The sequence below is a fragment of the Cupriavidus sp. MPR-AND1C genome, from assembly GCF_058809705.1.
Genome location: NZ_JBXASU010000012.1, coordinates 57,862 through 82,203, shown reverse-complemented (window position 1 = coordinate 82,203; position 24,342 = coordinate 57,862). Strand labels below are relative to the sequence as shown.

The 24,342-nt window shown below is 63.0% G+C and carries 25 protein-coding genes and 1 pseudogene; 8 read left to right on the top strand and 18 right to left on the bottom strand.

The features are described 5' to 3' along the window. Nucleotides 1–398: 398 nt before the first annotated feature. The 10 genes from AC1RWI_RS09875 to AC1RWI_RS09830 form a co-directional block, all read right to left on the bottom strand. The gene (locus AC1RWI_RS09875) at nt 399–1,775 is read right to left on the bottom strand and encodes an MFS transporter (RefSeq protein WP_492866005.1); all 1,377 of its coding nucleotides are present in this window, start codon (nt 1,773–1,775) and stop codon (nt 399–401) included. A gap of 55 nt (nt 1,776–1,830) precedes the next feature. Beyond that, nucleotides 1,831–2,685 (bottom strand): SDR family NAD(P)-dependent oxidoreductase, encoded by an 855-nt coding sequence (locus AC1RWI_RS09870; protein WP_492866004.1) that lies wholly within the window; start codon nt 2,683–2,685, stop codon nt 1,831–1,833. A 45-nt stretch (nt 2,686–2,730) separates the two neighbouring features. Then, complete coding sequence (locus AC1RWI_RS09865; RefSeq protein ID WP_043355820.1) at nt 2,731–3,495, bottom strand: SDR family NAD(P)-dependent oxidoreductase; 765 nt, start codon at nt 3,493–3,495, stop codon at nt 2,731–2,733. A 165-nt stretch (nt 3,496–3,660) separates the two neighbouring features. After that, nucleotides 3,661–4,449 (bottom strand): enoyl-CoA hydratase/isomerase family protein, encoded by a 789-nt coding sequence (locus tag AC1RWI_RS09860; protein ID WP_043355821.1) that lies wholly within the window; start codon nt 4,447–4,449, stop codon nt 3,661–3,663. Nucleotides 4,450–4,477: 28 nt separating this feature from the next. Further along, nucleotides 4,478–5,374 carry an alpha/beta hydrolase gene (locus tag AC1RWI_RS09855; protein ID WP_011295809.1) on the bottom strand — a complete coding sequence of 299 codons (897 nt, stop codon included), beginning with the start codon at nt 5,372–5,374 and terminating at the stop codon, nt 4,478–4,480. Nucleotides 5,375–5,531: 157 nt separating this feature from the next. Next, on the bottom strand, nt 5,532–6,152 hold the full coding sequence (locus tag AC1RWI_RS09850; protein ID WP_011295810.1) for a flavin reductase family protein: 621 nt from the start codon (nt 6,150–6,152) through the stop codon (nt 5,532–5,534). A gap of 227 nt (nt 6,153–6,379) precedes the next feature. Next, nucleotides 6,380–6,793, bottom strand: a complete 414-nt coding sequence (locus AC1RWI_RS09845; protein WP_492866003.1) for a tautomerase family protein — start codon at nt 6,791–6,793, stop codon at nt 6,380–6,382. A gap of 63 nt (nt 6,794–6,856) precedes the next feature. Then, nucleotides 6,857–7,267, bottom strand: a complete 411-nt coding sequence (locus tag AC1RWI_RS09840; protein WP_043355824.1) for a hypothetical protein — start codon at nt 7,265–7,267, stop codon at nt 6,857–6,859. A gap of 46 nt (nt 7,268–7,313) precedes the next feature. Beyond that, entirely contained in the window at nt 7,314–8,207 is an 894-nt protein-coding gene (locus tag AC1RWI_RS09835; protein WP_043355825.1) for an alpha/beta hydrolase, read from the bottom strand. 8 nt (nt 8,208–8,215) lie between these two features. Further along, entirely contained in the window at nt 8,216–9,199 is a 984-nt protein-coding gene (locus AC1RWI_RS09830) for an MBL fold metallo-hydrolase (protein ID WP_043355826.1), read from the bottom strand. A gap of 82 nt (nt 9,200–9,281) precedes the next feature. Here AC1RWI_RS09830 and AC1RWI_RS09825 point away from each other — a divergent pair, with 82 nt between their 5' ends. Beyond that, nucleotides 9,282–9,788: a winged helix-turn-helix transcriptional regulator gene (locus tag AC1RWI_RS09825; RefSeq protein WP_043355827.1), complete on the top strand. Its 507-nt coding sequence runs from the start codon at nt 9,282–9,284 to the stop codon at nt 9,786–9,788. Between the two features lie 189 nt (nt 9,789–9,977). Beyond that, nucleotides 9,978–10,165 (top strand): annotated as a pseudogene (locus tag AC1RWI_RS09820) (IS5/IS1182 family transposase); the annotation flags it as partial. Nucleotides 10,166–10,252: 87 nt separating this feature from the next. Here AC1RWI_RS09820 and AC1RWI_RS09815 read toward each other — a convergent pair. Beyond that, a complete protein-coding gene (locus AC1RWI_RS09815) occupies nt 10,253–10,813 on the bottom strand; it encodes a hypothetical protein (protein ID WP_492866000.1) in 561 nt (186 codons plus the stop codon). Between the two features lie 693 nt (nt 10,814–11,506). On the opposite strand from AC1RWI_RS09815, the gene AC1RWI_RS09810 reads away from it, so the two are divergent. Continuing rightward, nucleotides 11,507–11,800 (top strand): helix-turn-helix domain-containing protein, encoded by a 294-nt coding sequence (locus AC1RWI_RS09810; RefSeq protein ID WP_043355829.1) that lies wholly within the window; start codon nt 11,507–11,509, stop codon nt 11,798–11,800. Next, entirely contained in the window at nt 11,797–13,098 is a 1,302-nt protein-coding gene (locus AC1RWI_RS09805; RefSeq protein WP_492865998.1) for a type II toxin-antitoxin system HipA family toxin, read from the top strand. The genes AC1RWI_RS09810 and AC1RWI_RS09805 overlap by 4 nt, the downstream gene beginning before the upstream one ends. A 41-nt stretch (nt 13,099–13,139) precedes the next feature. Here the strand turns inward: AC1RWI_RS09805 and hutG are convergent, their stop codons facing one another. The 6 genes from hutG to AC1RWI_RS09775 all read right to left on the bottom strand — a co-directional run bounded on the left by hutG (nt 13,140) and on the right by AC1RWI_RS09775 (nt 18,121). Beyond that, the gene (hutG, locus tag AC1RWI_RS09800; RefSeq protein WP_492865996.1) at nt 13,140–14,081 is read right to left on the bottom strand and encodes a formimidoylglutamase; all 942 of its coding nucleotides are present in this window, start codon (nt 14,079–14,081) and stop codon (nt 13,140–13,142) included. Further along, nucleotides 14,078–14,839, bottom strand: coding sequence for an amino acid ABC transporter ATP-binding protein (locus AC1RWI_RS09795; RefSeq protein ID WP_492865994.1), 762 nt, complete (start codon nt 14,837–14,839; stop codon nt 14,078–14,080). The genes hutG and AC1RWI_RS09795 overlap by 4 nt, the downstream gene beginning before the upstream one ends. Further along, nucleotides 14,836–15,504 (bottom strand): amino acid ABC transporter permease, encoded by a 669-nt coding sequence (locus AC1RWI_RS09790; protein ID WP_492865992.1) that lies wholly within the window; start codon nt 15,502–15,504, stop codon nt 14,836–14,838. The genes AC1RWI_RS09795 and AC1RWI_RS09790 overlap by 4 nt, the downstream gene beginning before the upstream one ends. Before the next feature lie 14 nt (nt 15,505–15,518). Continuing rightward, nucleotides 15,519–16,268 carry a glutamine ABC transporter substrate-binding protein gene (locus tag AC1RWI_RS09785; protein ID WP_043355837.1) on the bottom strand — a complete coding sequence of 250 codons (750 nt, stop codon included), beginning with the start codon at nt 16,266–16,268 and terminating at the stop codon, nt 15,519–15,521. Nucleotides 16,269–16,344: 76 nt separating this feature from the next. After that, nucleotides 16,345–17,112, bottom strand: a complete 768-nt coding sequence (locus tag AC1RWI_RS09780; protein WP_043355839.1) for an IclR family transcriptional regulator — start codon at nt 17,110–17,112, stop codon at nt 16,345–16,347. A gap of 292 nt (nt 17,113–17,404) precedes the next feature. Next, a complete protein-coding gene (locus AC1RWI_RS09775; protein ID WP_492865990.1) occupies nt 17,405–18,121 on the bottom strand; it encodes an SDR family NAD(P)-dependent oxidoreductase in 717 nt (238 codons plus the stop codon). 208 nt (nt 18,122–18,329) lie between these two features. Here AC1RWI_RS09775 and AC1RWI_RS09770 point away from each other — a divergent pair, with 208 nt between their 5' ends. After that, nucleotides 18,330–20,429: a TonB-dependent siderophore receptor gene (locus AC1RWI_RS09770; protein ID WP_492865988.1), complete on the top strand. Its 2,100-nt coding sequence runs from the start codon at nt 18,330–18,332 to the stop codon at nt 20,427–20,429. Between the two features lie 92 nt (nt 20,430–20,521). Continuing rightward, nucleotides 20,522–21,406 carry an EamA family transporter gene (locus AC1RWI_RS09765; protein WP_492865986.1) on the top strand — a complete coding sequence of 295 codons (885 nt, stop codon included), beginning with the start codon at nt 20,522–20,524 and terminating at the stop codon, nt 21,404–21,406. Here the strand turns inward: AC1RWI_RS09765 and AC1RWI_RS09760 are convergent. Continuing rightward, nucleotides 21,403–22,038, bottom strand: coding sequence for a GNAT family N-acetyltransferase (locus AC1RWI_RS09760; RefSeq protein WP_492865984.1), 636 nt, complete (start codon nt 22,036–22,038; stop codon nt 21,403–21,405). The genes AC1RWI_RS09765 and AC1RWI_RS09760 overlap by 4 nt on opposite strands. A gap of 88 nt (nt 22,039–22,126) precedes the next feature. Between AC1RWI_RS09760 and AC1RWI_RS09755 the strand changes: the two genes are divergently transcribed. Together AC1RWI_RS09755 and AC1RWI_RS09750 are read left to right on the top strand one after the other, a co-directional pair. Next, entirely contained in the window at nt 22,127–22,630 is a 504-nt protein-coding gene (locus AC1RWI_RS09755) for a winged helix-turn-helix transcriptional regulator (RefSeq protein WP_043355846.1), read from the top strand. A gap of 347 nt (nt 22,631–22,977) precedes the next feature. Next, nucleotides 22,978–24,300, top strand: a complete 1,323-nt coding sequence (locus AC1RWI_RS09750; protein WP_492866076.1) for an MFS transporter — start codon at nt 22,978–22,980, stop codon at nt 24,298–24,300. Nucleotides 24,301–24,342: the final 42 nt, after the last annotated feature.

Here is a 24,342-nt window from a genome sequence, read left to right as displayed (position 1 = left end):
CAGCGCCGAGCGCTAATGCGGGTTCTGCGCGACGAAGTGCAGTGCCGCGTCGATCGTGGACAACTTTTGGTGCATGTAGGTCAATGGCTGTATGAGCCACCCGGTGATCATCGCGATTGGGATGTCGAGATCCCCACGCACGACGGAATGGTCACGAAGGCGACACCACCCCTCGGCCCGCGCGGCCGTGCTACGTCGACTGGCAACGCTTCCCATGTCGACCTCAACGCGTCAGCGCCGATATTTTTCGACCAGACGGCCGGCCGTCTTCCGATGCTGATGTCGTGCTGCTCGTACGGCCGCATCGCCATACTGCACGAGCCGCTGGTCGTAATGAGACTACCCAACCATCCCGAACGACCAGAAGGACCAGAAGGACCAGAAGGACCATTCGAGGGTCAGGTTCGCAAACTGAGTGCCTGTGAGCTACCTATTTCACTATGCTCAATACGCGTACGCTCATTGCGCATGCCCAAAACGGCGACGGCGCAGGCTGCTACGACCATCGGCACCGCCAGCGCCAGGAAAATCTGTCCGAGTCCCCATCCCCAGCCCATCATGGTTGCGCCGATAAAGCCGCTGGCAATAGCGCCCAAGCGGCCGAAGCCATGCATCCAGCTGATCCCTGTCGAGCGAGCCGCTGTTGGGAATGACATGGCCGAGAGCGCCTGCAAGCCAGTCATTGATCCGTGGAAGAAGCACCCCAAGGCAAACATCAATACGCACAAGGCACCAAAATTTCTTGGCGCGACGCTGAGGGAGGCGAGGAATGCGCCAGCGATCAGAAACGTCGGTACCAGTACCCAGTGCGGACGTACGCGATCCATGATCGCACCGATACAGATCGATCCAATCGGACCGCCGAGCGTGATCAGGGTCGTAATGACCACGCCCTGCCCGAGGGTGAAACCGGCGTCCTTGGCAATGACTGGCAGCCAGTTGACCATTACGTACGTGGCGCACACGCCCATGAAATACGCGACGCACAACAAAAATGTCCCCATGGCATAGGCTTTTGTGAACAAGATGGCGACAGATCCCTTTGATTGATCAACGGGCGTTGGAATCCAAAACGTGGCATCCGAGAGGACGCTGGAGCCTCTGTCGATTTTGCGGAGAATTTTAGGAATGGCAGCAAGGCGCTTTCCTTTAAGCGTGAGAAATGCCACCGATTCAGGCAGCCAAATAGCTAGGATAAGGGCCAATACGATCGGGAGTAGCCCGCCGATTGCGATCATGACTCGCCATCCAAACACCGGGAGTAGCCACGCCGCAATCAGGCCGGCAACGGCAGCCCCGCCAGTAAAGCCGCTGTAGACGATCGTTACGATTAACGAACGTTTCCGCACGGGTACATACTCGGAAATGAGCGTAACAGCATTCGGCAATGCCGCGCCGAGGCCGAGGCCTGTCAAGATCCGCAAGGTGATCAACGTATTGACGTCTGGCGCCTGAGAGGAAACCAGAGTCAGCACCCCGAACCAGAACACGCTGGCGGTCAAAATGAGCTTGCGACCGTAGCGGTCGCCGATTGGGCCTGCAATGAGGGCGCCGACTGCTACGCCGAAGAAGACCGCCCCCAAGATTGAGCCCATTTGCAACTTTGTAATGCCCCAGGTGCGAATGATTTCCGGTGCAGCGAAGCCCATGATCGCGACATCCATTCCATCAAATGCAACGACCAGAAAAACCAAAATAATAATGAATATCTGATAGCGCCCAACCGGGCGCTCATCAATAAACGAAACGACATTAATTTTTTTCTTATCCGACATTGTTGTCTCCGTATTTTTTCGTTTAATTGCAGCGTAGATCGCGCCGTGGTACGGCTTAAATAATTGAGCGCCCCCCGTCGATGAGCAGGGTCTGGCCAGATATGTACGATCCGGCTGGCGACGCCAACAAAATCGCGGCGCCAACGATGTCGTCTGGTTCGGCGATGCGGTTAGAGGGGGATTTTGCGGCCATCGCTTTTACGGCGTCCGGGGTGCTCAACATGACTTGCGAGAACGCCGTGCGCACCATCGATGGGGCCAAGGCGTTGGCGCGAATGTTCCATTGCCCCCATTCGGCCGCGATGCTGCGTACCACGCCGTTCAGCGCGGCCTTAGCCGCACCATAGGCGCCAAGAGCCGGACTGGCGCGTTCCGATGCGATACTGGACGTCATGAGAACGCTCCCGTAACGGCGTTCCGCCATCTCTGGCAAGAATTGACGGATCAACACCAAGTTATTTCGCACTGTTGTGAGGAGCAAAGAGTCCAGTAGATCAATATCGGTTTCGGCAATTGGCCCGACCGGGACCGGACCTGCCGCATGGCAAACGACAATATCGACATGACCGAAGGCGCGCTTAGACTCTTCAGAAAAATTCTTTACGTTGTCGAGATTGGTGATGTCGCAGGGGATACCCTTAACGTCGAAACCCTCACTTGCCAATAACAACGCTGCCGAGTCGGTGTCCGACTGGAGATGGCTTGATACGACGACTTGCGCACCGCATTGGGCCAAGCCCCGAGCAATTGCCAAGCCCATTCCAGAAGTGGATCCGGTCACTACTGCAACTCGTCCAGTAAGGTCAAATCCCTTGTAATTCATAGTTTTTCTCTCTCCGTTAAAGTAAATGAGAATTTGAAGGATGGAATCGGAAAATTCTGTTGAACATTGAGCAGGAAACTTGCGCACCCAGATCTGGATAATCGATCTGGTGGGGCAGGCTCCGTTCAAATGTTATTGCGCCAATACGCCGCCATCAACGGGAAGGATGTGGCCGGTAACCATGCTCGATGCGGCAGTAGCAAGAAACAATACTGGCCCGGTCATGTCCGCAGGTTCGCACAGTCGTCCTAGCGGTGTCAGCGCTTCGAACTTCGCAACCACATCCGGCTGACTTGTGAGCGCTTCGGTCATTGGAGTGCGAATAATGCTCGGCGCTACAGCGTTGACGCGGATGTTGTAGGGCGCCCATTCGACAGCCCACGAACGGGTCATGTTGACCACCGCGCCTTTAGTAGCCTGGTAGACAATATTCGGATACCAACCGCCGGAAATACCAAGTATCGATGCGGTGTTGACGATTCGCCCGCCACCGCCATCGCGCATGTGCCGCGCGGCGGCCCTGGCGCAAAGAAACATGCCGGTCATGTTTACTGCTACAACCGCATTCCAATCCGCGATCGTCAAATCAAACGAGGTGTTGCGCCGATTGACACCTGCGTTGTTGAATAGCACGTCGATTCGACCGTGTTGGCGGGCGACGTCCTCCATGACGCTTTCGATCGCGTCTTCATTGGACACGTCCGCAACCGCATGTTGTGCCATCGAGCCTATCTCGTTGGCCACCTGTTCTGCCGCCGCGCCGTTTGTATCTAGTACAACGACCCGGGCACCTGCGCCAGCAAACGTGTGTGCGAGGGCCTTGCCAATACCGCTTCCGCCACCAGTAACGACGGTGACCTGGCCAGTAAGGCGAAAATCGGGGAATGGATGAGGCATGTGAATTCCTTCTGTTAATCAAGTGAGGTACTGGGGCAAGGCAACCCGTCACGATCGTGGCGCTGAGCGCTTCATCCCGCTTCTAGCGCGCCAATCCCCGTGCGCCTCGACCACCCGCTCCAGCAACTCCTGCATGTGCGCTCCTTGCAGGGCTTGCGTGGCGGATCAACGGCCCTTGAATTCGAGCGGTGGGCGCGGTGTGCCGGCCTTCAGGGCCTTGATGGCCGAAGCAAGCCCGTCCTTCACGTCCTCTGTCTCGAACAAGGGCATGGCAACGTTGAACATCACATCGTCGGCCGCCTGGACACCGCCGTTGGCCCAGGCCCGCAGCAAGGCCTTGTGGGCGGCGTGGGCGCGCGTCGGGCCGTGCACGAACTTTCCGGCGAACGCGTGCGCCTCTGCAAGCAGCCCGGCATCGGCGACGACGCGGTTGATCACGCCGAAGCGCTCCATCGTTGCGGCGGGGACGCGCTCGGAAGTCAGTGCCCATTCCATGGCACGTGCGCGTCCTGCGCGTTCGGCGACGCGGTAGATGCCGCCCAGCAGGGTCACTAAGGCAAGCGACTGTTCCGGATGGCAGAACGTTGCGCTTTCGGCGGCAAAGATGACATCGGCGCGCAACGCCAGCTCGAAACCACCGCCGGCGCACAAGCCGTGCACCACCGCGATGACAGGCAAGGGCAGGCGTTCGAAGCGATTGAAGACGTCCATGTAACCCTCGAAGCGCGCACGCAACTGGCGGGGGGTGTCGTCGGGCCACGGCATGATGTCGCCGCCAAAGCTGAAGTTATCGCCTTCAGCGCGCACCAGCACGACGCGTGCGTCGCTGCGTTCGATCGCGTTGATTGCTACAGCCAGTTCGTCAACCATCCGGTCGCCGATACGGTTTTGCGGCGAGCGATCGAGAATGATCGTGGCAATGCCATGCTCGATGGTATGGGTGAGATGAGACATGTCGGGCTCCTGCGTTGTTGCAAAGTGGTTACGCGAGGTGCTCCTTGAACCAGTCCAGTGCGGCGGCACTGGATTGATCGAACCTTGCGACGTACGGATCGAAGTGGCCACCGGGGATCGTCACGAGGCGCTTCGGCTCAAGGGCCCGCTCGTAGGCCGCCAGCTCGAGATCGGTCAGCGTGATCGTGTCTTGGAGCGCGACGATCATCAGCAGCGGCGTGGGAGACACGCGCGCAATCCACGCGCCCGGTTCGTACATGCGCGCAGCACGCGTAGAGCGCACGGTGACGCTGTTCTCCCAGGCACCGTCAGGCACGGGCTGCAGATAGAACTCGATGGCGTCCTTGGCGCGGTACGAAGCAGGGACGGCCGGATCGGCGCTGACGATCGTCTGCCGGCGCGGCGGCTCGCCGCGTGCCTGCGCGCGTTCGTCCGCCGAGAAGGCCTCCTCGATGGCGGCGACGGCGTCGGGCGGAATGCGGCGCAGTCCTTGCTCGAAGCCGCTGATCGTCGGCACCTGCGTGACTACTGCGCGCAAGCGGCGTTCAGTTGCGCCAAGCACGAGTGCGTGGCCGCCGGAATAGCTCGTGCCCCACAAGCCGATGCGCTTCGGATCGACGACGTCCTGGTGTTCGAGGAAGCTGATCGCGCGCCGCCAATCGGCGATCTGACGCCATGGGTCGATATCCTGGCGCGGCGTGCCGTCGCTGGCGCCGAAGTTGCGGTGGTCATGCAGGAGAACGACAAAGCCGTTTGAGGCGAATTTCTCGGCGAATCGCTCCAAGCCGTGCTCCTTCACGCCTGCGTAGCCATGCGCCATGGTGATGGCGGGATGGGGCCCGGTGCCGCCGGCTGGTACATAGAGCCAGCCGCGCAGCGTGACGCCGCCCTCGGCTTCGAATGCGATATCGGTACGTTGAAACATGGGATTTCTCCTTGTAGAAAGATTTCAGGCGACGCCGTAAAAGTGACTTGCGTCGACCTTGCCTTGCAGGTGGCGACCGAGTCCCGCGGAAAATTTCCGGCCGCCATCAAGCGGCCAGCGATGAATCGCTACGTGCACTATCTCGCTCGACGCCAAGTCAATCACCCGGTCGCTCAAGCGTGAAGAGCTGTCCCGCGCCGATTTCGAAGTAGTCGGCCGGCCCACCGCCGCGCAGGATCGGGCGCGCCTGCGCAGTCTGGTAAACGCCGTTCGTGATGAGCTGCCGGTCAATGTGGATCGCTACTGCTTCGCCTAACACCAGCCACGCCGGGAGCGCCGCGCCGCCCTGCGCCTCAAGCTGCACGATCTGGGTGACCACGCACTCGAACTGCACCGGGCTAGCCGCAACGCGCGCTGGCCGCACCTTGGCGGAGGGCAGCGTCTCCAGCTTGGCCAACTCGAACTCATCGACGTGCGCGGGCACCATTGCCGCGGAGGCGTTCATCGCCTCGACAAGCGGTCGCGTAGCTAGGTTCCACACAAACTCGCCGGTGTCACGCGCGTTGGCGAGCGAGTCCTTCGCACCAAGCGAGCAAAAGCCGACGATCGGAGGCTTGTAGCTGAACAGGTTGAAGAAGCTGTAGGGCGCAAGGTTGCGCACGCCGTCGCTAGAGATTGTGCTGATCCACCCAATCGGTCGCGGAGCAACGATGGCGTTGAGCGGATCATGACGCAGGGCATGCCCCCGTGCCGGTTCGTAGAAGTGCCAGTCGGTCATAGCTCTAACTCTTTGTGGACGGGCGCAAGGACTGCAGACTCCAAGCCTCCGGCTCGGTGAGTCTGCTGCACAAAGGGCCGGAGCGTTGGCACTTTCCAATCGCGAGTTCCGTCCAGGGAATGGTTTCGGATCGAAGCCTCGTGGTCCCACGCCTTAGAAACGAACGAGACTTCCGTTTCCCGCCAATTCAGCGCCCTAGCTTCAAGAACAGGGCAGGCGCGTCCTTCTTACTTGTTCACCCAAGGCATGGAAAGGTCGATATCAGAGACCAGCTTTCCGCCTCCAAAGCTCATGTTTTCCAAGGGAATGGCATACATCATCAAGCTGATATCGTCTTCGCTGACGCCAACCTTTTCTACTGCGTATCGGGTAACCAACTCCGCGAGCTTGCGTTTCTGCTCCACGGTCCTGCTCGTACCGAACGTCACCGTTACGACCATGCGCTTGTCGGATCTCTCCATGGCAGGAAAGGTCGGATGAATGAAGAATTCATCGTCCTTGTGCTCACTGATGATGACGAAACGGTCATCCATAGGCGCATCCATGGCTTCATGAAGAGCGAGATTCAAGGCATCCGCCAGGGCCCGCTTTTCTTCGCTAGAGAGCTTTTTAGCTGGAATGTGAGCGTGAAATGTTGGCATGAGTGCTTCCTTGGTTGTGTTGTTCAGGTCAAATGAGGCGATGAAGTTGGATGTTTTCCCTGCTTAACTAAAGAAGTCTTGACCGAGTGTTCCTTCGAGTCGCCCCTTAAGGCCAGATGAGAATTCACGAACGACGGGAAACGGGCTTTGGAAGAGCTTGATGTTGTTGATGAGACCAGACTCATTCCGAGTGAGTATGGTGGTGCCGGCGACCGGCTTGCCACCGTGGATGGCATCCCACTCAAGGTAAGTCTTCGCACCGTCAACCGTCTCCGCAGTGAACACGAATTGTTCGTACATCGTGCTCGTCGCGGCAAAGAACGCCCCGATGAGTGTCGGGCCGACCACGGCCTTGCTGAGGGCAGAGGTCTGAAGGCTGGCGTCAGCGGTGAACGACGCCGCGAATTCGCTGGTTCCTTTCTTCTTGACGATTTCCATCCAGGCCGTTGCCGGTGTCTTGGTGTCAGTAGTCATTGCATTCTCCAATCTGGTGTCTAAGTCTTCGTTGAGGGCGTGCGTGCTACTTCTCGAGGTGCCCAATGAGAAACTCGCCGGCTCTCTGCAGCGCGTCGTGGGCCTGAGGCAATGAGGCTGTCTGAATGTGCCAGACGTGCAGCATCTCCGGCCAGACCTCGAGGTACGACTTGCCGCCGGCCGCGCGCACCTTCCGGTCAATTTCAAGGGCGTCGTCGAGAAGTACTTCGTCGCTTCCGACATGGATGAGCAGTGGAGGAAAGCCGCGCATGTCGGCGAACATCGGTGAGATGCGCGGATCCTTCAAATCGTGGTTGCCAGCGTAAGCCTCGACCATCGCCCGCATCGCGCTCGCGTTGACCATTGGGTCGCGGTCGGCCAACTGCGTTAGCGAGGGCAGCGTCAGCGTTAAGTCTGCCCATGGGCTAATGAGTAGTGCTGCTCGTGCGTCCTTGTGGCCCTTCGAGGATGCGTAGGCAAGGACGTTGAGAGCCATGCCGCCGCCACTGGAATCTCCGGTCACGGCAAACGGCTTGCCAAGCGCACGCACTGCTTCGTAGCCGCGGATGGACTCGTCGTAGGAAGCAGGGAATGGGTGCTCGGGCGCCCAGGAGTGGTCCAGGACGATAACCTGGGACTTAGCCGCTCGAGACAACTCTCCGAGCATGCCCAGATGCGAGGCAGGAGAGCCAGCCACCCAGCCGCCACCGTGGAAATGCAAAATGACACGGTCTTTGGACGCATCGGGAGCCGTAATCGCCACCGCGGCTATGCCACCGAGTTGGGTCGGCTCGACGGTTAGGTCAGCCGCCGGCGGGTTTGCTTGTGAAATTGCCTCCATGCCGACGCGGAGCGTCTCGATCGTGCTTACGGGATGCGCAATGTTGAAGGCGAACATCGCTTCGCGGAGCTTGCGGGCGGAAGAGGAATCGTAGGCCATGGTTCACCTCACTTTAGGTTGAGGAAAGTTGCGGGTACCCAGTCGTAGCCAGTGCCGGTGTCGGCCTTTCGAATACGGCCCAGGCCGGGGAACGGCATGTGGGCTGCGGCAATCATCGTCTTGTCCGCGGCGAGTTTCACCAGAAGGTCTTCACGGGTTTTGATGGCCGTCGCGCCGTCCGAGTCGAAGGCGATGCCGATTTCCGGGTGCGGCATCTGGACGGCGAGGACGTGAGCGGTGTCACCCCAGACCAGCAACGACTGACCCTTTGAGGAAATCATGTAGCCGGTGTGACCGGGCGTATGGCCGGGAATGGCATACGGTGCGATGCCGGAGACGATTTCGTCCATGCCTTCGTACGGCTTCCATTTGCCGGCAGCGATGTAAGGCGCGGCTGCATCCTGTGCCACCTTGAAGAAGATCTTTGCGTCTTCCGGGGCCTTGGCCATGATTTCCTTCGACAGCCAGAAGTCGGAGTCGGCCTTCTTCATCATCACGGTCGCGTTCGGGAAGACACGTTTCCCTTCCTTGTAGATTCCGCCAACATGATCGGCGTGAAGATGGGTCAGCAGCACCAGGTCAACTTGCTCCGGCTTGTAGCCGGAGGCTTTCAAGTTCTGCACCAGCTTGCCCAGCGCGGGTGGGCCCCAGTGGCCGCCCGCACCCGTGTCGATGAGAACAAGCTTGGAGCCGGTGTTGACCAGGTAGCCTTGGACGGTTGCCGAGACATTCTTGGGGTCGTTTTGAAAGGAGCGCTCCAAGAGGGACTGGATGAGTCCCGGTTCGCCATGCAGGAGGCTGGAGTCAATGCCGGCGCTGCCGTCATGAAGCGCGGTGACTTCATAGTCGCCAATCATGGCGCGATAGAAGCCCGGAACCTGCTTGTGCTGCATCGGCGCTGCAGCGTGGGCCGGTGCTACTGCAACGAAGGTGCCAGTGAATGCCAGCGATACCGCGAGAACGGCATGCGAAGTGATGGTTGAGAATTTCATAGTGTTTCCTAACGATCTGCCAAGATCTCTACGGGCACTTGCATTGTGCAAGTGGTTGCATGGTATGCCCAGCAATTGCATAATGCAAGTAGAAATTCAGGAGAAGACTTTGTCCCAAACAAGACGATCGGGCTGCCCGATCAACTTGACGCTTGAGCAGATGGGCGACCGCTGGAGCCTGATCGTTATCCGCGATGTCATGTTCGAGAACAGGCGCAGCTATGGCGCTCTGCTGGAGCACAACAAGGAAGGCATCGCCTCGAACATCCTCGCAAGCCGGCTGAAGCACTTGACCGCGTCTGGCCTGCTGACACGATCTCCGGATCCGAATCATCAACAGAAAGGCATCTACAGCCTCACGGAAGCGGCCATACAGCTTGTACCTCTGCTCGCATATATGGCTGTCTGGGGCCTTCGGCATACGCATCCGGAGGCGTCTTTGCGCTCGGAACTGCTGGAAAAGGGCGGCCCTTCACTTTGGAGTGCCCTTATGGATGAACTACGTTACCTGCATCTCGGTGCACCGCGTCCGGCACGCTCAGTATTGGGCGAGCTCGGGGCTGACTACGAGAAGGCAATCACTAGTTAGTAATTAGCTCAGGAATTGCGGGACGTGACGAGCAAATTGCTTGGCGCACTGAAACAGGATCGATGCAGTGTTGACGATTCGCCCGCCGCCGCCACCGCGCATCTGCCGCGCGGCGGCCTTGGCGCAAAGGAACATGCCTGTCATGTCTACCGTCCCTTGCGGTGAATACACGGATCAGTACCTCGTCTGAGCACAAGCAACGTCAACGACGTGACGCAAGCTTGCTTGCTACTGCAAGGTGAAGAGACGGTGGCCTTTAGCGATGCTGGGTACCGGGGCGCGAATAAACGCGAAGAAGCGCAGGGCCGAAGTGGCACGTGGCGATGCAGCCGGGTATGCGCGGACAACTGGATCCACGGCGCAAGTGGACGCGCTTGCCGTGAAGTGTAGTAAAGATGCAACTTTTGCGTAGTAAAGTTGCAACCATCCTATGAATCCCTCGATTTGTTCTACGGGGCCGACTTTCACAGCAGCAATTCGGGCAGCAAGGCGACGACTCCCTTTCGCCCTCTCATTGCGCTGACGAGCTTGCGGCTTTGCTGTTCTACGCGCCCAACCTTTTGCGCCAGCTTAGTCATGATGGCGCGCGGATGGCCTTTCTGTTCGACCACGTTGAAGCCGCTCAGCCAGCGCACCACCCCTGTCGGCGGATGCAGCGGCTTGCACCGGAGGGCATCGGGATGGCGGCAGCCGCACCAATGCATCGCCGAAAGCAGCCAGGCAGCAGCATTCGTCTGCGCTCGTGCCACCTTGATAGTCGGCATGCCTGGATCGAAGACCCGGGTAGCGTTGCGGATCCACCGCCGTTGGAGCCGCGGCAGGCTCGCCCACGATCGGCGCAGCAGTAGCCGAGTCAGCCGCTCGCAATCGCGAAGCAGATCGTACGATTCGGCTTCTGTCATCCCGCCGAACCCAAATGTCGTGCCGCGCAGTGCCACCGCCCTGCCCTGCCAATTGCCGATAGCTTGTGGCGGCAGCCATAGCACCCGGCGCCAATAGCATATGAGCGCGTCGCGGCCATTCACTGCTTTCTGTTCTGGCGCGGGGCTGCTTCCTGTACCGGGATCGGCGGCACTATCAGTATTGGCAGTACCATCGCTACACCTGCAGCCGCACTGTCTGCTGCGCAGCCACGTAACCGGACTCCCGGACGGCTCGCTCCCAGTGCGCTGGCTCGAGCACCAACCCTGTTGAGTCCCACTGGGGCCCGTTCAGCAACTGTTGAAGATCGTCATTCGTGCGAGCCGCGCTCATCATTCATGCTAGCGTAGCCTTTTCACGCTCAGCATTCATGCGACTGTAGCTTTTCAATGCGAACCAACGTTCCTGTCGGACGTTGCGCAAGCTTCGCGAAGCAACTGCGATTTTGGCGAGTTCGACGTAGTCTCACGAATGCTGAGCATCCATGGCCTTGACGTTGCCTTTCAGCAACTGTCGAAAAGCGTACTTACGGAACGAATTCGCTTAGAAATCAAAGTGTTTTGGCAATGTGATTGGTTTTACACATTGTGTACATCGCTCGCACGATCCCTGTTCCTCAACAGCTGGGCCGCTTCCGCATTCTGGCGTCCGCAGGGCAAGCGGCAGACCAGAGCAAGGCGGCCTGATCGCGCAAGCTACTATGTTATGACATATAAACTTGATATATATTATGCAATAACATAACAAACACCGTCGTATGCTATGCTATTTCATATCTTTTTAGATGAAAATATGCCATGGCATCACTCTACGACCAGCTCCGGGCACGCCGAGCCGCACGCAAATCCTCGCTGGGGGAAGTGGCCCGGCTGATCGGCATGGCGCCGTCCAACCTGACCACGGCGCTGAGCGGCCGCAGCGATGTGCGCGCCTCCACACTCGAAGCCGTGGGTGCCGCGCTCGATGCGGAATGGGTCCTGGTGCCCCGCGAGCACCTGCTCGCCGTGAAGCGCCTGGTCGAGGGCAAGGACAGCGGACCGGACCGCGAGGCCAAGACCTCGGTGGAAATGTTCCTGGAGCAGGAATCATGAGCACCGGGCTGCGGCCCCGCTATCTGGAAGTGCACCTGCACGGCGTGCTGTGCGGCCATCTGTGCGAGGTCGGGCGCACCTGCCGCTTCGTGCCGGCGGAAGCCTTCCGTGGCGACCCGCTGCGGCCCACGCTCAGCCTTTCGCTGACCTTCCCCGGCAACGACACGCTGAGCGCCTCGGTGCTGTCCAACCCCTTCCATCCCGCGCTGTACAACACCAACGCGGCGTTGCCGCCCTACTTCGCCGGGCTGCTGCCCGAGAGCGAGCTGCGCAAGCGCCTGGAGGCCACGCGCCGCCATCCCGAAGACCGTGACGATTTCGGCATCCTGGCCGCCGCCGGCGACGACCTGCCGGGCGCGGTGGTGGTGCGCCCCGCGCCCATCGATGCCCTGCCCGCGCACGTGCGCACCATCGGCGTGACAGGCGGCGCGGACAACCTGGAAATCGCCGTGATCGAAGGCGCCACCGAAGGCGCGGCCTCGGTCTCGGGCGTGCAGAACAAGATTGCACTTTCCACCGCACATGCCGGCAAGCGCTACACCATGCCCACCCACGGGCACCTGTCGGACCTGATCGCCAAGCTGCCCGCGCGCAATGACGATAGCCAGGTCTTCAACGAATACGTGTCGATGCAGCTGGCGCAGGCCGCTGGCGTGGCGGTGGCGCCGTGCCGGCCCGTGCCGCTTGCCGCCATCGAGGTTGAGGGGCTGGCCGAGGCCCTTGGCGCGGATCTGCACTTCCTTGCCGTGGACCGCTTTGACCGAGAACCTGGCGGACGCGTGCATGCCGAAGACGGTTGCCAGTTGCTGACCCGCATGCCCAATAGCAAGTACGCCGGCCGCGACGCCTACGCCGTGCTGGTGCAATTGCTCGACCGGCTGAGCGTGCGCGGGATCGAGGATGTGCGGCAGTTCTTTATCCGGCAGGCCGTCAACACATTGCTGGGCAACAGCGACGCCCACCTGAAGAACTTCTCCTTCCTGTACCGCAACGGCATCGCGCCGGAGCTGTCGCCCGCCTATGACATCGTCAGCGTGGCCGCCCTGCCGGGCTTTGCCGGCTTCGGCCAGAACGTGGCCATCGACCGCCAGCAGCGCGGGCAAACGCTGCAGACCTACCGCGAGTTCGCGCGCGAGGCCCGGATCGCCGAGCGCATCGCCACCGCTGCCGTGAAAGACGCTGTGGCGATGGCCAACGAGCGCTGGCCGGCATTGCTGGAGCAGTTGCCGGCGCCGGCGGGCATGCGTGCCGTCGTGCTGGAACGGCTGGCGACATTGCCGCTGGCACGGCGGAAATAGACTGCCGCTGGGAGACGGACCCCGGGCAAGCGGGCACCGCCTCAGGCCAGCAACCGGTACGCCAGCCGTGCCGCCACCCGCGCGCCCTGATGATCGCGGTCGTAGCCGGGGTTGTACTCTGCCAGGTCAGCCACGCGCAACTTGCCGCTGCGCCGCACCTCGCCCACCAGCGCCTCGACTACCGCCAGCGGCACGCCAAAGGCAGCGGGCGCCGAGACGCCCGGCATGACGGCCGCCGGCAGCGCATCCAGATCGATGGTGAGATAGACATGCTCGGCCAAGGCCATGCGCTCCCGCAACGCGGCCAGGCGAGCATCGAGATGCCGTTCCTGCAAGTCGACATCCTCGACGTAAGACACCCCCAGTTCGTCGGCCCGGGCAAACAGGGCCGGCGTATTGGCAAGACGGCTTACGCCCAGGCAGACATAGTCGAAAGGCAGCCCGCGGCGCGCACTCTCGCACGCGATCTGGTCGAACGGCGTTCCGGAGCTGGCTGGCCGGCTGGTACGCAAGTCGAAGTGTGCATCGATATTCACGATCAGCAGCCGGCCGCCGTCGCCGGCGGCATCCAGATGCGCCCGCAACCCCTGCCAGCTGCCCCAGGCGACTTCGTGGCCGCCGCCCAGCACCAGCGGCAAGCCGCCGCCGTCCAGCACGGCACGGACCGCCCCCGCCAAGCGTTCCTGGGCGGCTTCCAGCGCATCGTCCTCGCAGATCACGTTGCCAGCGTCGTACAAGGCCGGCAGTCCGTGCGCGGGCACGTTGGCCAGGGCGCGGCGGATTGCATCCGGCCCCTGCGCCGCGCCGGCGCGGCCGTGGTTGCGCAGCACGCCGGCATCGCAGGCAAACCCGACCACCACCGGCGACCCGGCCGGCAGCGGCGCGCCCGCGGCGCGCACGACATGGAACAAACGCCTGGTGTCACCACGCTCGCCAGCGTCGCTACGGCCCTGCCAGACAGACTCTGTCATTGCCATGCTCATTGCCGCGTCAGCACGGCTTGCAGGAAACCGCGCGTGCGCTCCTGCGTGGGCGCGGTGAAGATGACGGACGGCGGACCGGCTTCGATAATGCCGCCGCCGTCCATCACCACCACGACATCGGCAACCTCGCGGGCAAAGCCCATCTCGTGCGTGACCACGACCATCGTCATGCCTTCGGCGGCCAACACCTTCATCACTTGCAGGACCTCGCCCACCAGCTCAGGATCGAGCGCAGAGGTAGGCTCGTCGAACAGCATCACACGCGGCGCCATGGCGAGCGCGCGCGCAATGGCCACACGCTGTTTCTGTCCACCCGAGAGGCTGGCCGGCATGGCGTGCGCCTTGTGTGCCAGGCCCACTTTCTCCAGCAGCGCCATCGCCTTGCGCTCGGCGTCGTCGCGCGAGGCGCCGCGCAGCATGCGGGGACCAAGCGTGACGTTGTGCAGCACGGACAGGTGGGGGAACAGGTTGAAGGACTGGAACACCATCCCGACTTCCGTGCGCAATCGGTTTAGTTCCGGGTCGGCGATCAGCAGCCCCTGATCGAGCAGCTTGGTGCCACAGATCTCGATGGTGCCGCTCTCCGCCTGCTCCAGGCCGTTGCAGCAACGCAGGAACGTGCTCTTGCCCGAGCCGCTGGGCCCGATCACCACCACCACTTGCGATGGCTCCACATCGAAATCGATGCCCTTCAGTACCATATGGTCGCCGAAGGATTTGCCCAGATTGCGGATCCGGATGATTGCGGAATCGCTCATTGCACCATGCCTCCCATACGCAGCCGTTGCTCCATGTGCCGCAGGAACAATCCAGCGGCGCTGGTCAGTAGCAGATAGACCAACGCGATTGCCAGGTACACCTCCAACGAGCGATAGGACACACTGATGATCTTCTGCCCCTCGTGCATCACGTCGTTAATGGTCAGCAGCGATACCAGTGCAGAGTTCTTGATCAATGCGATGAACTCATTGCCCAGCGGCGGAATCATGCGCACGATCGCTTGCGGAAGGATCACCGCGCGCATCGCCTGGCCTGACGACATGCCGATGGAACGCGCAGCTTCCATCTGGCCCTTGTCGACAGACTGGATCGCGCCCCGCACGATCTCGGAGACATAGGCGCCGGAATAGATGCCCAGGCCGATCACGCCGCAAACAAATGCCGGTAGCAGGATGTCGAACTGCGGCAGCCCGAAGAACAGCAAAAACAGTTGCACCAGCAAAGGCGTGCCACGGATCGCGGTCACGTAGGCGGTACAGATCCCATACACGGCGCGGCGCCGCGGATCGAGCCGGCCGATGCCAACCAGCAAACCCATCACGCACCCGAGCACCAGCGCGCAGGCTGTCACCTCGACCGTGACCGCGGCGCCGCGCATCAGGTCGGGCCAGCCGGCCCAGACCGGCGAGAAGTCCAGCTCCATGATGTCTTCCCTCCTTACTTATGCGCGGCGCCGAACCACTTCTGGACCAGCTGCGCATAGGTGCCGTCGGCCTTGAGCTTGGTCAGGGCGGCATTCACCGCGCGTGTCAGCTCCGGCGTATCCTTGCGCACCGCCATGCCGTACTCCTCGGTGGTCAGGGCCTTCTCGACCACGCGCATACCGCCGCGCGCCTTGACATATTGCATTGCCGCGGGCTTGCCGGTCACTGCCGCATCCGCGCGGCCGATCTCGACAAGGTTGAACATTTCCTGGTTTTTTTCGACTTCCACGCGCTGGACCTGCGGATAGTTCTCGCGCAGGAAATTGACTGACTTGGTGCCGACCTGCACGCTTACCTTCTTGCCATTGAGATCCGCCGGCGTATTGATGGCGGTATTGCCGGATTTAACCAGCGCGACCAGGCCGCCGGTGTAGTAGGGATCGGTGAAATCCACCACCTTGCGGCGCTCCTCGGTGATGTAGATGCCGGACACCGCCATGTCGAAGCGGCGCGAGATCAGGCCGGGGATCAGCCCCTTGAAATCGATGTCGGTCCATTCGACGCGCTTGCCCATCGTCTTGGCGAGCGCTTCGACCAACTCGACATCGAAGCCCGTGCGCTTGCCGTTCTCGACGAATTCCATTGGCGGGAAGGTGGCATCCGTGGCCACCCGCAGGACTGCGTTGTCCTGGGCTCGCGCCAGGCCGGCAGCGAGGCTGAGGCCCATCAGGCCGATAAGCAGGCATTTGCGTCGAAGATTCATCAATCGCTCCTCTCGTAGGTATTGGATCTGGTACTGGTTATTGCGTATCCGGTACTGGGTGCCAGGGTGCCGGGTACTAGAAGGACTGGAGCCCAGCCGAGACTCTTCCTGCGGCCGACCTCGTCATCTCGATCAGGAGCGGCTCGCGCCCCTGCGTGCGGGTGGCCGGCGCCATCAGCGTGATCGAGCCGACCGCCGCCGTCTTCTCGCGCCGGCGAAACACCGGCACGCTGACGCCCCATACGCCGGCATCCACCTCGCCCTGGCTGACTGCATAGCCAGCCCGCTCGATGCCAGCAAGTTCGTCCAGCAATTGTTCTGCCTGCATGGCGTCCATATCGGGCAGGCCAAGCACGATGCGCCGGCGTGCGTCCTCGTGCATGAACGCAAGCAGGGACTTTGCCGACGCCCCCGCCCGCAATGGCACGCCGCGCCCCTTTTCAAACGAGCAACGCAGCGACTGCCGGCTTTCAATCATTTCCAGGCAAACCGCCTGGTCCTTGACCGCCACCACCAACCCTACGCTCTCGCCGGATTGCTGTACCAGCCATTGCATTTCCGGCTGCGCTTCGCGCGCGAGGTGCGAGGCCATGTCAAAACCAAGCGCCAGCTGCAGGCTGATCGGACCGGGCGCATACCGTCCATCCGACTCCAGCACGAAGCCCCATTTCTTGAGCAGCACCAATTGGCGATACAGGGTGCTCTTGGGCAAGCCGGTGGCAGCGCCCAGTTCGCGCACGGTCATCGGCTTGCCCTGCTGGGCCAAGGCGGCGAGCACAAACAGCACGCGATCCGCGCCAGCGGCGGGGTAGTTGGTTTCGGGGGCGTCGGCTTCGATCTGCATGGAACGAGAGCATGCGCGTGTTTTCCCAAATATCAAAACTTCGATTCCCAATAGTCGGGAAAACGGGACTGGGATTTACCCTAGCATCGAAATGGATTTCCGCTTGCGTCATCACCGGGGTTCTCCCGGATCCACTTCCCATGCCATGTGCACATCAAGCGCCAATCGCTGCGAAGAGCGACTACCTGCGCGCCATGGATGCAGCGTCCCGGGCAGGCTTTGCGCCTGCCGAGTCCGGGGAATCCATACAGGAGAAGCCTCGCGCCATGCCGGCCCACGTGCCGGCCGCGGGTCAACTCAACCCATCCAGCACTAGGTGCTGTCCATGGATCGCCTGCGCGGCGTCCGAGGCGAGAAACGCAATGGCGCGCGCCGCCGCCGCGGTCGAGACCCAGTCGCTCGGGTCGGCGGCCGGCATGGCCTGGCGGTTGGCATGGGTGTCGAGGATGCTCGGCGCGATGCTGTTGACGTTGACGCCGGCCCGGCGCACCTCACGCGACAGGCTCTCCACCAGACGCTGCAACGCGCTCTTGGAAGCACAGTAGGCACCCATCGCGGCGGCCCCGCTGGCGGCGCCGCGCGCGGTCACAGCCACGACCTTGCCGGCACCCTGCGCAAGCATGGCGGGCAGCAGGTGCTGCGTGACGGCCACCAGCGACCAGGCGTTCAGATCCATCATCCGCATCCAGGATTCGCGGCTGAGCGCATGCACGGGCTCGCCCATCTCGAAGCCGCCGGCCACGTGCACCAGCACATCCACGCCACCGAACGCGTCGAGGATGCTGCGTGCCGCCATGGCCATGCTCTGCGTCGAGGTCACGTCCGCCGCCAGCAACAGGTGCCAGTCCGCAGCCTCGGGCACCGGCGCATGCGCGCGCAGCACTGCCACGTCGCGGTCGATCAGGGCCAGCCGCGCCCCCTCGTCCGCGAACGCCTGGGTAACGGCGCGGCCAAGCGCGCCACCGGCGCCAGTAATCACGATGCGGCGGGGGGATGCTGACGGTGCCATGGTGTTCTCCTGTTCGGGTTTCTGTCTCCTAGTCACCATAGCCTGCCGCGCTTGAGGTGCAAAGCGCGTTCGAGGGCGAGGCGCAAGACCGGCGCATGCATTCGGCCTCGCCGTGGCCGGCAAAGCACGTATCGATGTCATTGCAAAATCTTACAAACGCTAATCATTATCATTTACAATCCGGCGCTTTCCGCACTCTCGCAGCGCCATGCTCACTCGCCAACTGATTGCCCCGGCCGCCCTGGGCTGCCTGTTCTCCCCCGTCATGGCCCTGGCCGCCCCGGACGCCGAGACCACCTTGCCGTCCGTCACGGTCAGCGCCGCCGAAGACCCCCGCGCCGACACCGGCTTTGCCACGCGCCGGGCAGCTGGCGTGACCAAGTCCGGCGCGTCCGCGGCGGACAGCGCACAGTCCATCACCGTGATCACGCGCGACCTGATGGACAGCCAGCAAGCCCAAACCCTGGGTGACGCACTGGCCAATTCCGCAGGCGTGGCCACCAATGTCTACGGCCGGCGCGGCTGGGACGACTTCATCATCCGCGGCCAGCGCGCATCGGAATCCGTCTTTGTGGATGGCCTGCTGGTCGAGAGCAACAACCGCGTGGCGCAGGAGCTGTTCGGCGCCGAGCGCGTGGAAGTGCTCAAAGGCCCGGCCTCGGTATTGTTCGGCAAGGTGCAGCCCGGTGGCATGGTCAATATCGTCAGCAAGCGCCCCAGGCCCGAACGGTTTGGCGAACTGGGGCTGACGGTAGGCAACTACGGCTTGTGGCAGGCCACGGCGGACGTGGGCACGCCGCTGTCGGAAAACGGCAAGGCCGCGCTGCGCGTGAACGCCCTGGCGATGAACAGCGACGACGCGACCGACTACGTCTATTACCGCAACCGCTATATCGCGCCGTCGCTGTCGCTGGACCTCGGCGCGCGCACCGACCTGACCCTGCTGGCGAGCCACAACGCGCGGCAATATGTGCGCCAGCAAGGCCTGCCCGTGAACGGCACGCTCACCGCCAACCGCAACGGCACCCTGCCCAACAGCCGCTTTACCGGCGAGCCGGGCCTGGCGCCATACGACGGCGAGCAGAACCGGCTGGGCTATGCGCTGACCCACCGCTTCGATTCCGGCTGGACGCTGAACCAGAATTTCCGCTGGCAAACGCTGTCGCTGGCCGGCACGCTGATCGCGGGCGGCACCATGGCGGTCAACAGCCAGTTGCTCAACCGCAGCGGCACGCAGCAGGACTTTTCCGGCACCACCATCGGCGTGGACACCAACCTGCAGCGGCGCTTCGAGATTGCCGGGCAGCAGCATGAGATCACGCTCGGCGTGGACTACAACCGCAGCAACGAGAGCCGCCTGCAGCGCACCTGCCGCGTCGCGGCGCTGAACGTCTACAACCCGGTCTATGGCGCGGCCGTGAACTGCCCCAGCGCCTACAGCCTGAACCAGGAAGACAATGTCAGCACGCTGGGCTTCTACGCGCGCGACCAGGTGCGGCTTGCCGAGCGCTGGCTGCTCACCGCCGGCCTGCGCCACGACACCGCCCGCACCAGCACCACGGACCGCCTGGCCGCCACGCGCCTGGACGACACCGCGCGGGCCGTCACCGGCAGCGCCGGGCTGATGTACGACCTGACCAGCTGGGCACGCCCCTATGTCAGCTACGCGACCTCGTTCCTGCCCAATAGCGGCACCGACGTCAACGGTGGCACCTTCAAGCCCGAAACGGGGCGCCAGGCAGAGGTGGGCATCAAGTTCGATCTGCCCAACAAGAGCGGCCTGCTGACACTGTCGGCCTTCGACCTGACCCGGCGCAACGTGCTGAGCTCGGACCCGGTCAATACCGGCTTCAGCATTGCCACGGGCGCGCAGCGCACGCGCGGGCTGGAGGCGGAGCTGACGGCGGATCTTGGCGGCGGCTGGAGCCTTGCCGGCGCCTATGCCTACGTCGCCAGCGAGGTCACGGAAGACACGGTTGCCGCCAATGTGGGCAAGCCGCTCAACAACGTGCCCCGGCACAGCGTCTCGCTTTGGGGCACCAAGCATTTCCGCGGGCCGCTGGCAGGCTGGTACGCCGGCGCCGGCATGCGCGCGCAGAGCGCCAGGCGCGGCTACACCTTCAACTACACCGTGCCCGGCTACGCGGTGGCGGACCTTGGCGTGGGCTATGTGGCATCGCACTGGAAGGCCGCGCTCAACGTCAAGAACGTGTTCGACAAGGCGTACTACGCCGGCGGCCTGAGCAACAACATCGTGCCGGTGGGCAATCCCCGTACGGTCATGCTCAACGTGGCGCTCAGCTACTAAGCTACGCTGTGCGCTTGCAGCACATCGCAGCCTAGCCAGCCGGGCCAGGATCGTTCAAGATTCGGGCTCGCAGAATCGCCCGAGAGTCGCAATTGCCGCTGAATCGCCTGAAACAAAGTGCCACCCTGATCGCCGTGCTGGCCTTGATCGGATCGATGGCTTCGCTCTGCATCGGTACGTCGTTTGCCAAGAGCCTGTTTGCCGAGGTTGGCGCCCAGGGCACCACGGCGCTGCGGGTGAGCTTCTCGGCGTTGATCCTGCTGTGCGTGTGGCGGCCCTGGCGGATGCCGCTCAGCCTGGCCAACGCCCGCGTGATCGCGCTATACGGCGCGGCGCTGGGCGCCACCAACCTGCTGTTCTATATGTCGCTGCGCACCGTCCCGCTCGGGCTGGCGATTGCCATCGAGTTCACCGGCCCGCTGGTGGTCGCCGTGTCGTCGTCGCGGCGGGCCATCGACTTTCTCTGGATTGCCTTTGCGGTGGCAGGCTTGCTGTTGCTGTTGCCGCTCGGGGAGAACGTTGCCACGCTCGATCCCGTGGGCATCGGCTACGCGCTGGCGGCCGGCGTGGGCTGGGCGCTGTACATCATCTTCGGGCAGATGGCAGGCAACGCGCATGGCGGGCAAGCCACCTCGCTCGGACTGACCATGGCATCGCTGGTCGTGCTGCCCTTCGGACTGGCGCATGCCGGCGCGGCCATGTTCAGCCCGTCGCTGCTGGTGGCAGGGCTGGCGGTTGGCCTGCTTTCCAGCGCCATTCCCTATTCGCTGGAAATGGTGGCGCTCAAGCGGCTGCCGCGCCGCACTTTCGGCATCCTGCTCAGCATGGAACCCGCCATGGGCGCCCTGGCAGGCCTCGCCTTCCTGCACGAGACGCTGAATACGCAGCAATGGCTGGCGATTGCCAGCATCATCACGGCGTCAGTGGGATGCACCGTGACAGCCGGATCGCGCAGGCGCGCAAGCGCGGAGGCCTAGGGCGCCGGGACCCGGGCGGCGCCCTGCAACGCGCCGTTGCCGGCCAGCTCGCCCAGCACCAGTTTCACCTCATACAGCAGGCTGTCTTCCGGGTTGCGCCGGGTGGAGAAACCGAACTCCCGCATCAGCGCCAGCATGCGGCGGTTCTCGCTCAGCACGTCCCCGCGCAGCAGATGCAGGCCGGCGCCCAGCGCCGCGTCGCGCAAGCGCTGTATCAGCCGGCGGCCGATACCCTTGCCTTGCCAGTCGTCGGCCACCGCCACGGCGAACTCGCCAACGCCGCCGTCTTCGCCACGCGTCACCACGTAGTTGCCGTTGGCGACGATCACCGGCAGCCCCGCCACTTCCGCCGTGACCACCAGCGCCAGGCCAGCGTGGCTCTCGATAAACAGGTCGATTACCTCGTCGGACACGCGTCCGCCGGTCAGGAAGCGGTAATAACGGCTTTCGTGCGACAGGGCCTGGACGAAGGCCCGCTCTCTATCGGCATCAGCGGCACGAACGGCGCGCACGACCACGCGCTCGCCACCGCTCAACTTCCAGGTCTCGGCGCATTCCGGGCAGCCAGCATGCCAGCCGCCGCCGGTCAGGCGGGATTGGCCGGCAAGGCTGGGGGGATTCGAAGGCTGCATGTCCGGCTCCTGACTTCATATTTCGTAGTCAGAAGTATAGGCAATACCCTGACTTTTGCAAATGAAGTTAGCCTGCTATGCTCATTGCATGGATCTCACCACCCAAGAACTCCGCAACTGCTCGATTGCCGCGACCCTCTCGCTGGTTGGAGAGAAGTGGACAATCCTTATCTTGCGCGACGTTTTCCACGGTATCAGGCGCTTCGACGATTTTCTGGAGCGCCTGCAGTGCTCCCCCGCCGTGCTGTCGGCCAGGCTCAAAACGCTGACCGAGGCAGGCATCCTGCGCAAGGTGAGCTATCGGGAGCCGGGCGAGCGGGAACGGTTCGAGTACCGGCCGACGCGCGCCGCGGTGGAGCTGCTGCCGGTGGTCATCGGGCTGATGCAATGGGGGGATCGCCACCTGGCCGCCAGCGGCCAGGGGCCGGTGACCTTGCTTACCGCACAGCAGGGGCGCCGCGTGCGCGCGGCGCTGGTGGATGACGCGGATCAGCTGGTGCGGCCCAACGATATCGAGATTTGCCACGCTAGCCAGCGGCCAGCGCCGGCGGCTGAGGGCGAATTCCCGCACGCGCCTGCCACGCAGGCGTGATCTTGGGCGCGATCCTGGGCGCGATCGGCCGTCAATCCTTCGGCCACGGCCTGCACCACCCCGCGCACCGCCCGGCCCATTGCACTGCACCATGACCGTGCCGCCCCGCCCCACCTCGGCGCATCGCCTCCCGGCCTGACGCTCCTGCGCGGCGCAAAAAGCCCGCCATCCATCACAAACAGCCCTGGCACAACGCTTGCGTAATAAGACGCGAGCGGACCAACGGCGGCCCGCTCACCTCACACAGGGTGGTAGCGGTCTTCACCGCTGCCACCAGGACAACGGCGTCCCCTGATCTGGTCTTCACGACCGGATTGCGGGACGCCATTTGTTTTTATGGAGCCATGATGACCGGCAAAGCCACCCGCATCGAACTGCTAAGCCTGCGCACCCCGCAGATGCGCGCCTTCCACCTGACGTGGATGGCCTTCTTCGTGTGCTTCTTCGCGTGGTTCGCCTGCGCGCCGTTGATGCCGGTGCTCAAGGGCGAATTCGGCCTGACGCCCGACCAGATCGCCAATATCAATATCGCTGCGGTGGCCGTGACCATTCTCGTGCGGTTGGCCATCGGCCCGCTGTGCGACCGCTTTGGCCCCCGGCGCGCCTACACCGGCCTGCTCGCACTGGGTGCAATCCCTGTGCTGGGCGTGGCGATGGCGCAGAGCTACGAAGCCTTCCTGTTCTTCCGCCTGTTGATTGGCGCGGTTGGCGCGAGCTTCGTGATCACGCAGTACCACACCTCGGTGATGTTCGCGCCCAATGTGGTGGGCACCGCCAACGCGGCAGCCGCTGGCTGGGGCAACGCCGGCGGTGGCGCCGCGCAAGCGCTGATGCCGCTGCTGCTGGGCGGCGTGCTGATGCTGGGCGTGAGCCACACCATGGGCTGGCGCCTGGCGTTGCTGGTGCCGGGCGTGCTGATGCTGATCATGGCGGTGCTGTACTGGCGCTATACGCAGGACTGCCCGCAAGGCGACTTCAAGGATCTGCGCGCGCGCGGCATCGCCATCGACAGCGGCAAGAAAGGCGGCTGGGCCAGCTTTGTCGCCGCTGCCGGCAACTACCGCGTGTGGATGCTGTTTATCACCTACGGTGCCTGCTTCGGCGTGGAGATCTTCATCCACAACGTGGCCGCTACCTATTACGTGGATCACTTCGGCCTGTCGCTGAGCAGCGCCGGCCTGGCCGCCGCCAGCTTTGGCCTGCTCGCCCTGTTCGCCCGTGCCCTGGGCGGCTGGCTGTCGGACAAGGCTGCGCTGCGCCGTGGCCTGGATGCGCGTTCCATGCTGCTGTTCGTGCTGATCCTGGGCGAAGGCCTGGGCCTGTTGTGGTTTGCGCAGGCGCATAACGTCGTGGCTGCCGTTGCCGCCATGCTGGGCTTTGGCCTGTTCACCCATATGGCCTGCGGCGCCACCTATGCGCTGGTGCCCTTTATCGACCGCAAGGCGCTGGGCGGCGTGGCCGGCATCATCGGCGCCGGCGGCAACGTGGGCGCCGTGGCGGCGGGCTTCCTGATGAAGGGCCTGGGCGGCAACCTGCAGCAAACGCTGACCGTGCTGGGCACGGCGGCCATGGTCTCCGCCTTGTGCGCCATCGCCGTGCGTTTCTCGGCCGAGCACAAGGCCAGCGAGCAGGCGCTGTTCGACAACGCGCTGGCAGGTTCCGGGTCCTGAGCCCGCCCGACGCAACGACGCAACGACGCCACCAAAGCACAC

Coding starts and splice junctions, on each gene's coding strand:
- AC1RWI_RS09760 (WP_492865984.1), bottom strand. CDS start 22,038: ATGCAGCCTTCGAATCCCCCCAGCCTTGCCGGCCAATCCCGCCTGACC.
- AC1RWI_RS09850 (WP_011295810.1), bottom strand. CDS start 6,152: ATGACCGACTGGCACTTCTACGAACCGGCACGGGGGCATGCCCTGCGT.
- AC1RWI_RS09770 (WP_492865988.1), top strand. CDS start 18,330: ATGCTCACTCGCCAACTGATTGCCCCGGCCGCCCTGGGCTGCCTGTTC.
- AC1RWI_RS09785 (WP_043355837.1), bottom strand. CDS start 16,268: ATGAATCTTCGACGCAAATGCCTGCTTATCGGCCTGATGGGCCTCAGC.
- AC1RWI_RS09835 (WP_043355825.1), bottom strand. CDS start 8,207: ATGGCCTACGATTCCTCTTCCGCCCGCAAGCTCCGCGAAGCGATGTTC.
- AC1RWI_RS09805 (WP_492865998.1), top strand. CDS start 11,797: ATGAGCACCGGGCTGCGGCCCCGCTATCTGGAAGTGCACCTGCACGGC.
- AC1RWI_RS09795 (WP_492865994.1), bottom strand. CDS start 14,839: ATGAGCGATTCCGCAATCATCCGGATCCGCAATCTGGGCAAATCCTTC.
- AC1RWI_RS09860 (WP_043355821.1), bottom strand. CDS start 4,449: ATGTCTCATCTCACCCATACCATCGAGCATGGCATTGCCACGATCATT.
- AC1RWI_RS09845 (WP_492866003.1), bottom strand. CDS start 6,793: ATGCCAACATTTCACGCTCACATTCCAGCTAAAAAGCTCTCTAGCGAA.
- AC1RWI_RS09790 (WP_492865992.1), bottom strand. CDS start 15,504: ATGGAGCTGGACTTCTCGCCGGTCTGGGCCGGCTGGCCCGACCTGATG.
- AC1RWI_RS09750 (WP_492866076.1), top strand. CDS start 22,978: ATGACCGGCAAAGCCACCCGCATCGAACTGCTAAGCCTGCGCACCCCG.
- AC1RWI_RS09875 (WP_492866005.1), bottom strand. CDS start 1,775: ATGTCGGATAAGAAAAAAATTAATGTCGTTTCGTTTATTGATGAGCGC.
- AC1RWI_RS09755 (WP_043355846.1), top strand. CDS start 22,127: ATGGATCTCACCACCCAAGAACTCCGCAACTGCTCGATTGCCGCGACC.
- AC1RWI_RS09865 (WP_043355820.1), bottom strand. CDS start 3,495: ATGCCTCATCCATTCCCCGATTTTCGCCTTACTGGCCAGGTCACCGTC.
- AC1RWI_RS09830 (WP_043355826.1), bottom strand. CDS start 9,199: ATGAAATTCTCAACCATCACTTCGCATGCCGTTCTCGCGGTATCGCTG.
- AC1RWI_RS09775 (WP_492865990.1), bottom strand. CDS start 18,121: ATGGCACCGTCAGCATCCCCCCGCCGCATCGTGATTACTGGCGCCGGT.
- AC1RWI_RS09810 (WP_043355829.1), top strand. CDS start 11,507: ATGGCATCACTCTACGACCAGCTCCGGGCACGCCGAGCCGCACGCAAA.
- AC1RWI_RS09825 (WP_043355827.1), top strand. CDS start 9,282: ATGCAAGTAGAAATTCAGGAGAAGACTTTGTCCCAAACAAGACGATCG.
- AC1RWI_RS09840 (WP_043355824.1), bottom strand. CDS start 7,267: ATGACTACTGACACCAAGACACCGGCAACGGCCTGGATGGAAATCGTC.
- hutG (WP_492865996.1), bottom strand. CDS start 14,081: ATGAGCATGGCAATGACAGAGTCTGTCTGGCAGGGCCGTAGCGACGCT.
- AC1RWI_RS09780 (WP_043355839.1), bottom strand. CDS start 17,112: ATGCAGATCGAAGCCGACGCCCCCGAAACCAACTACCCCGCCGCTGGC.
- AC1RWI_RS09855 (WP_011295809.1), bottom strand. CDS start 5,374: ATGTTTCAACGTACCGATATCGCATTCGAAGCCGAGGGCGGCGTCACG.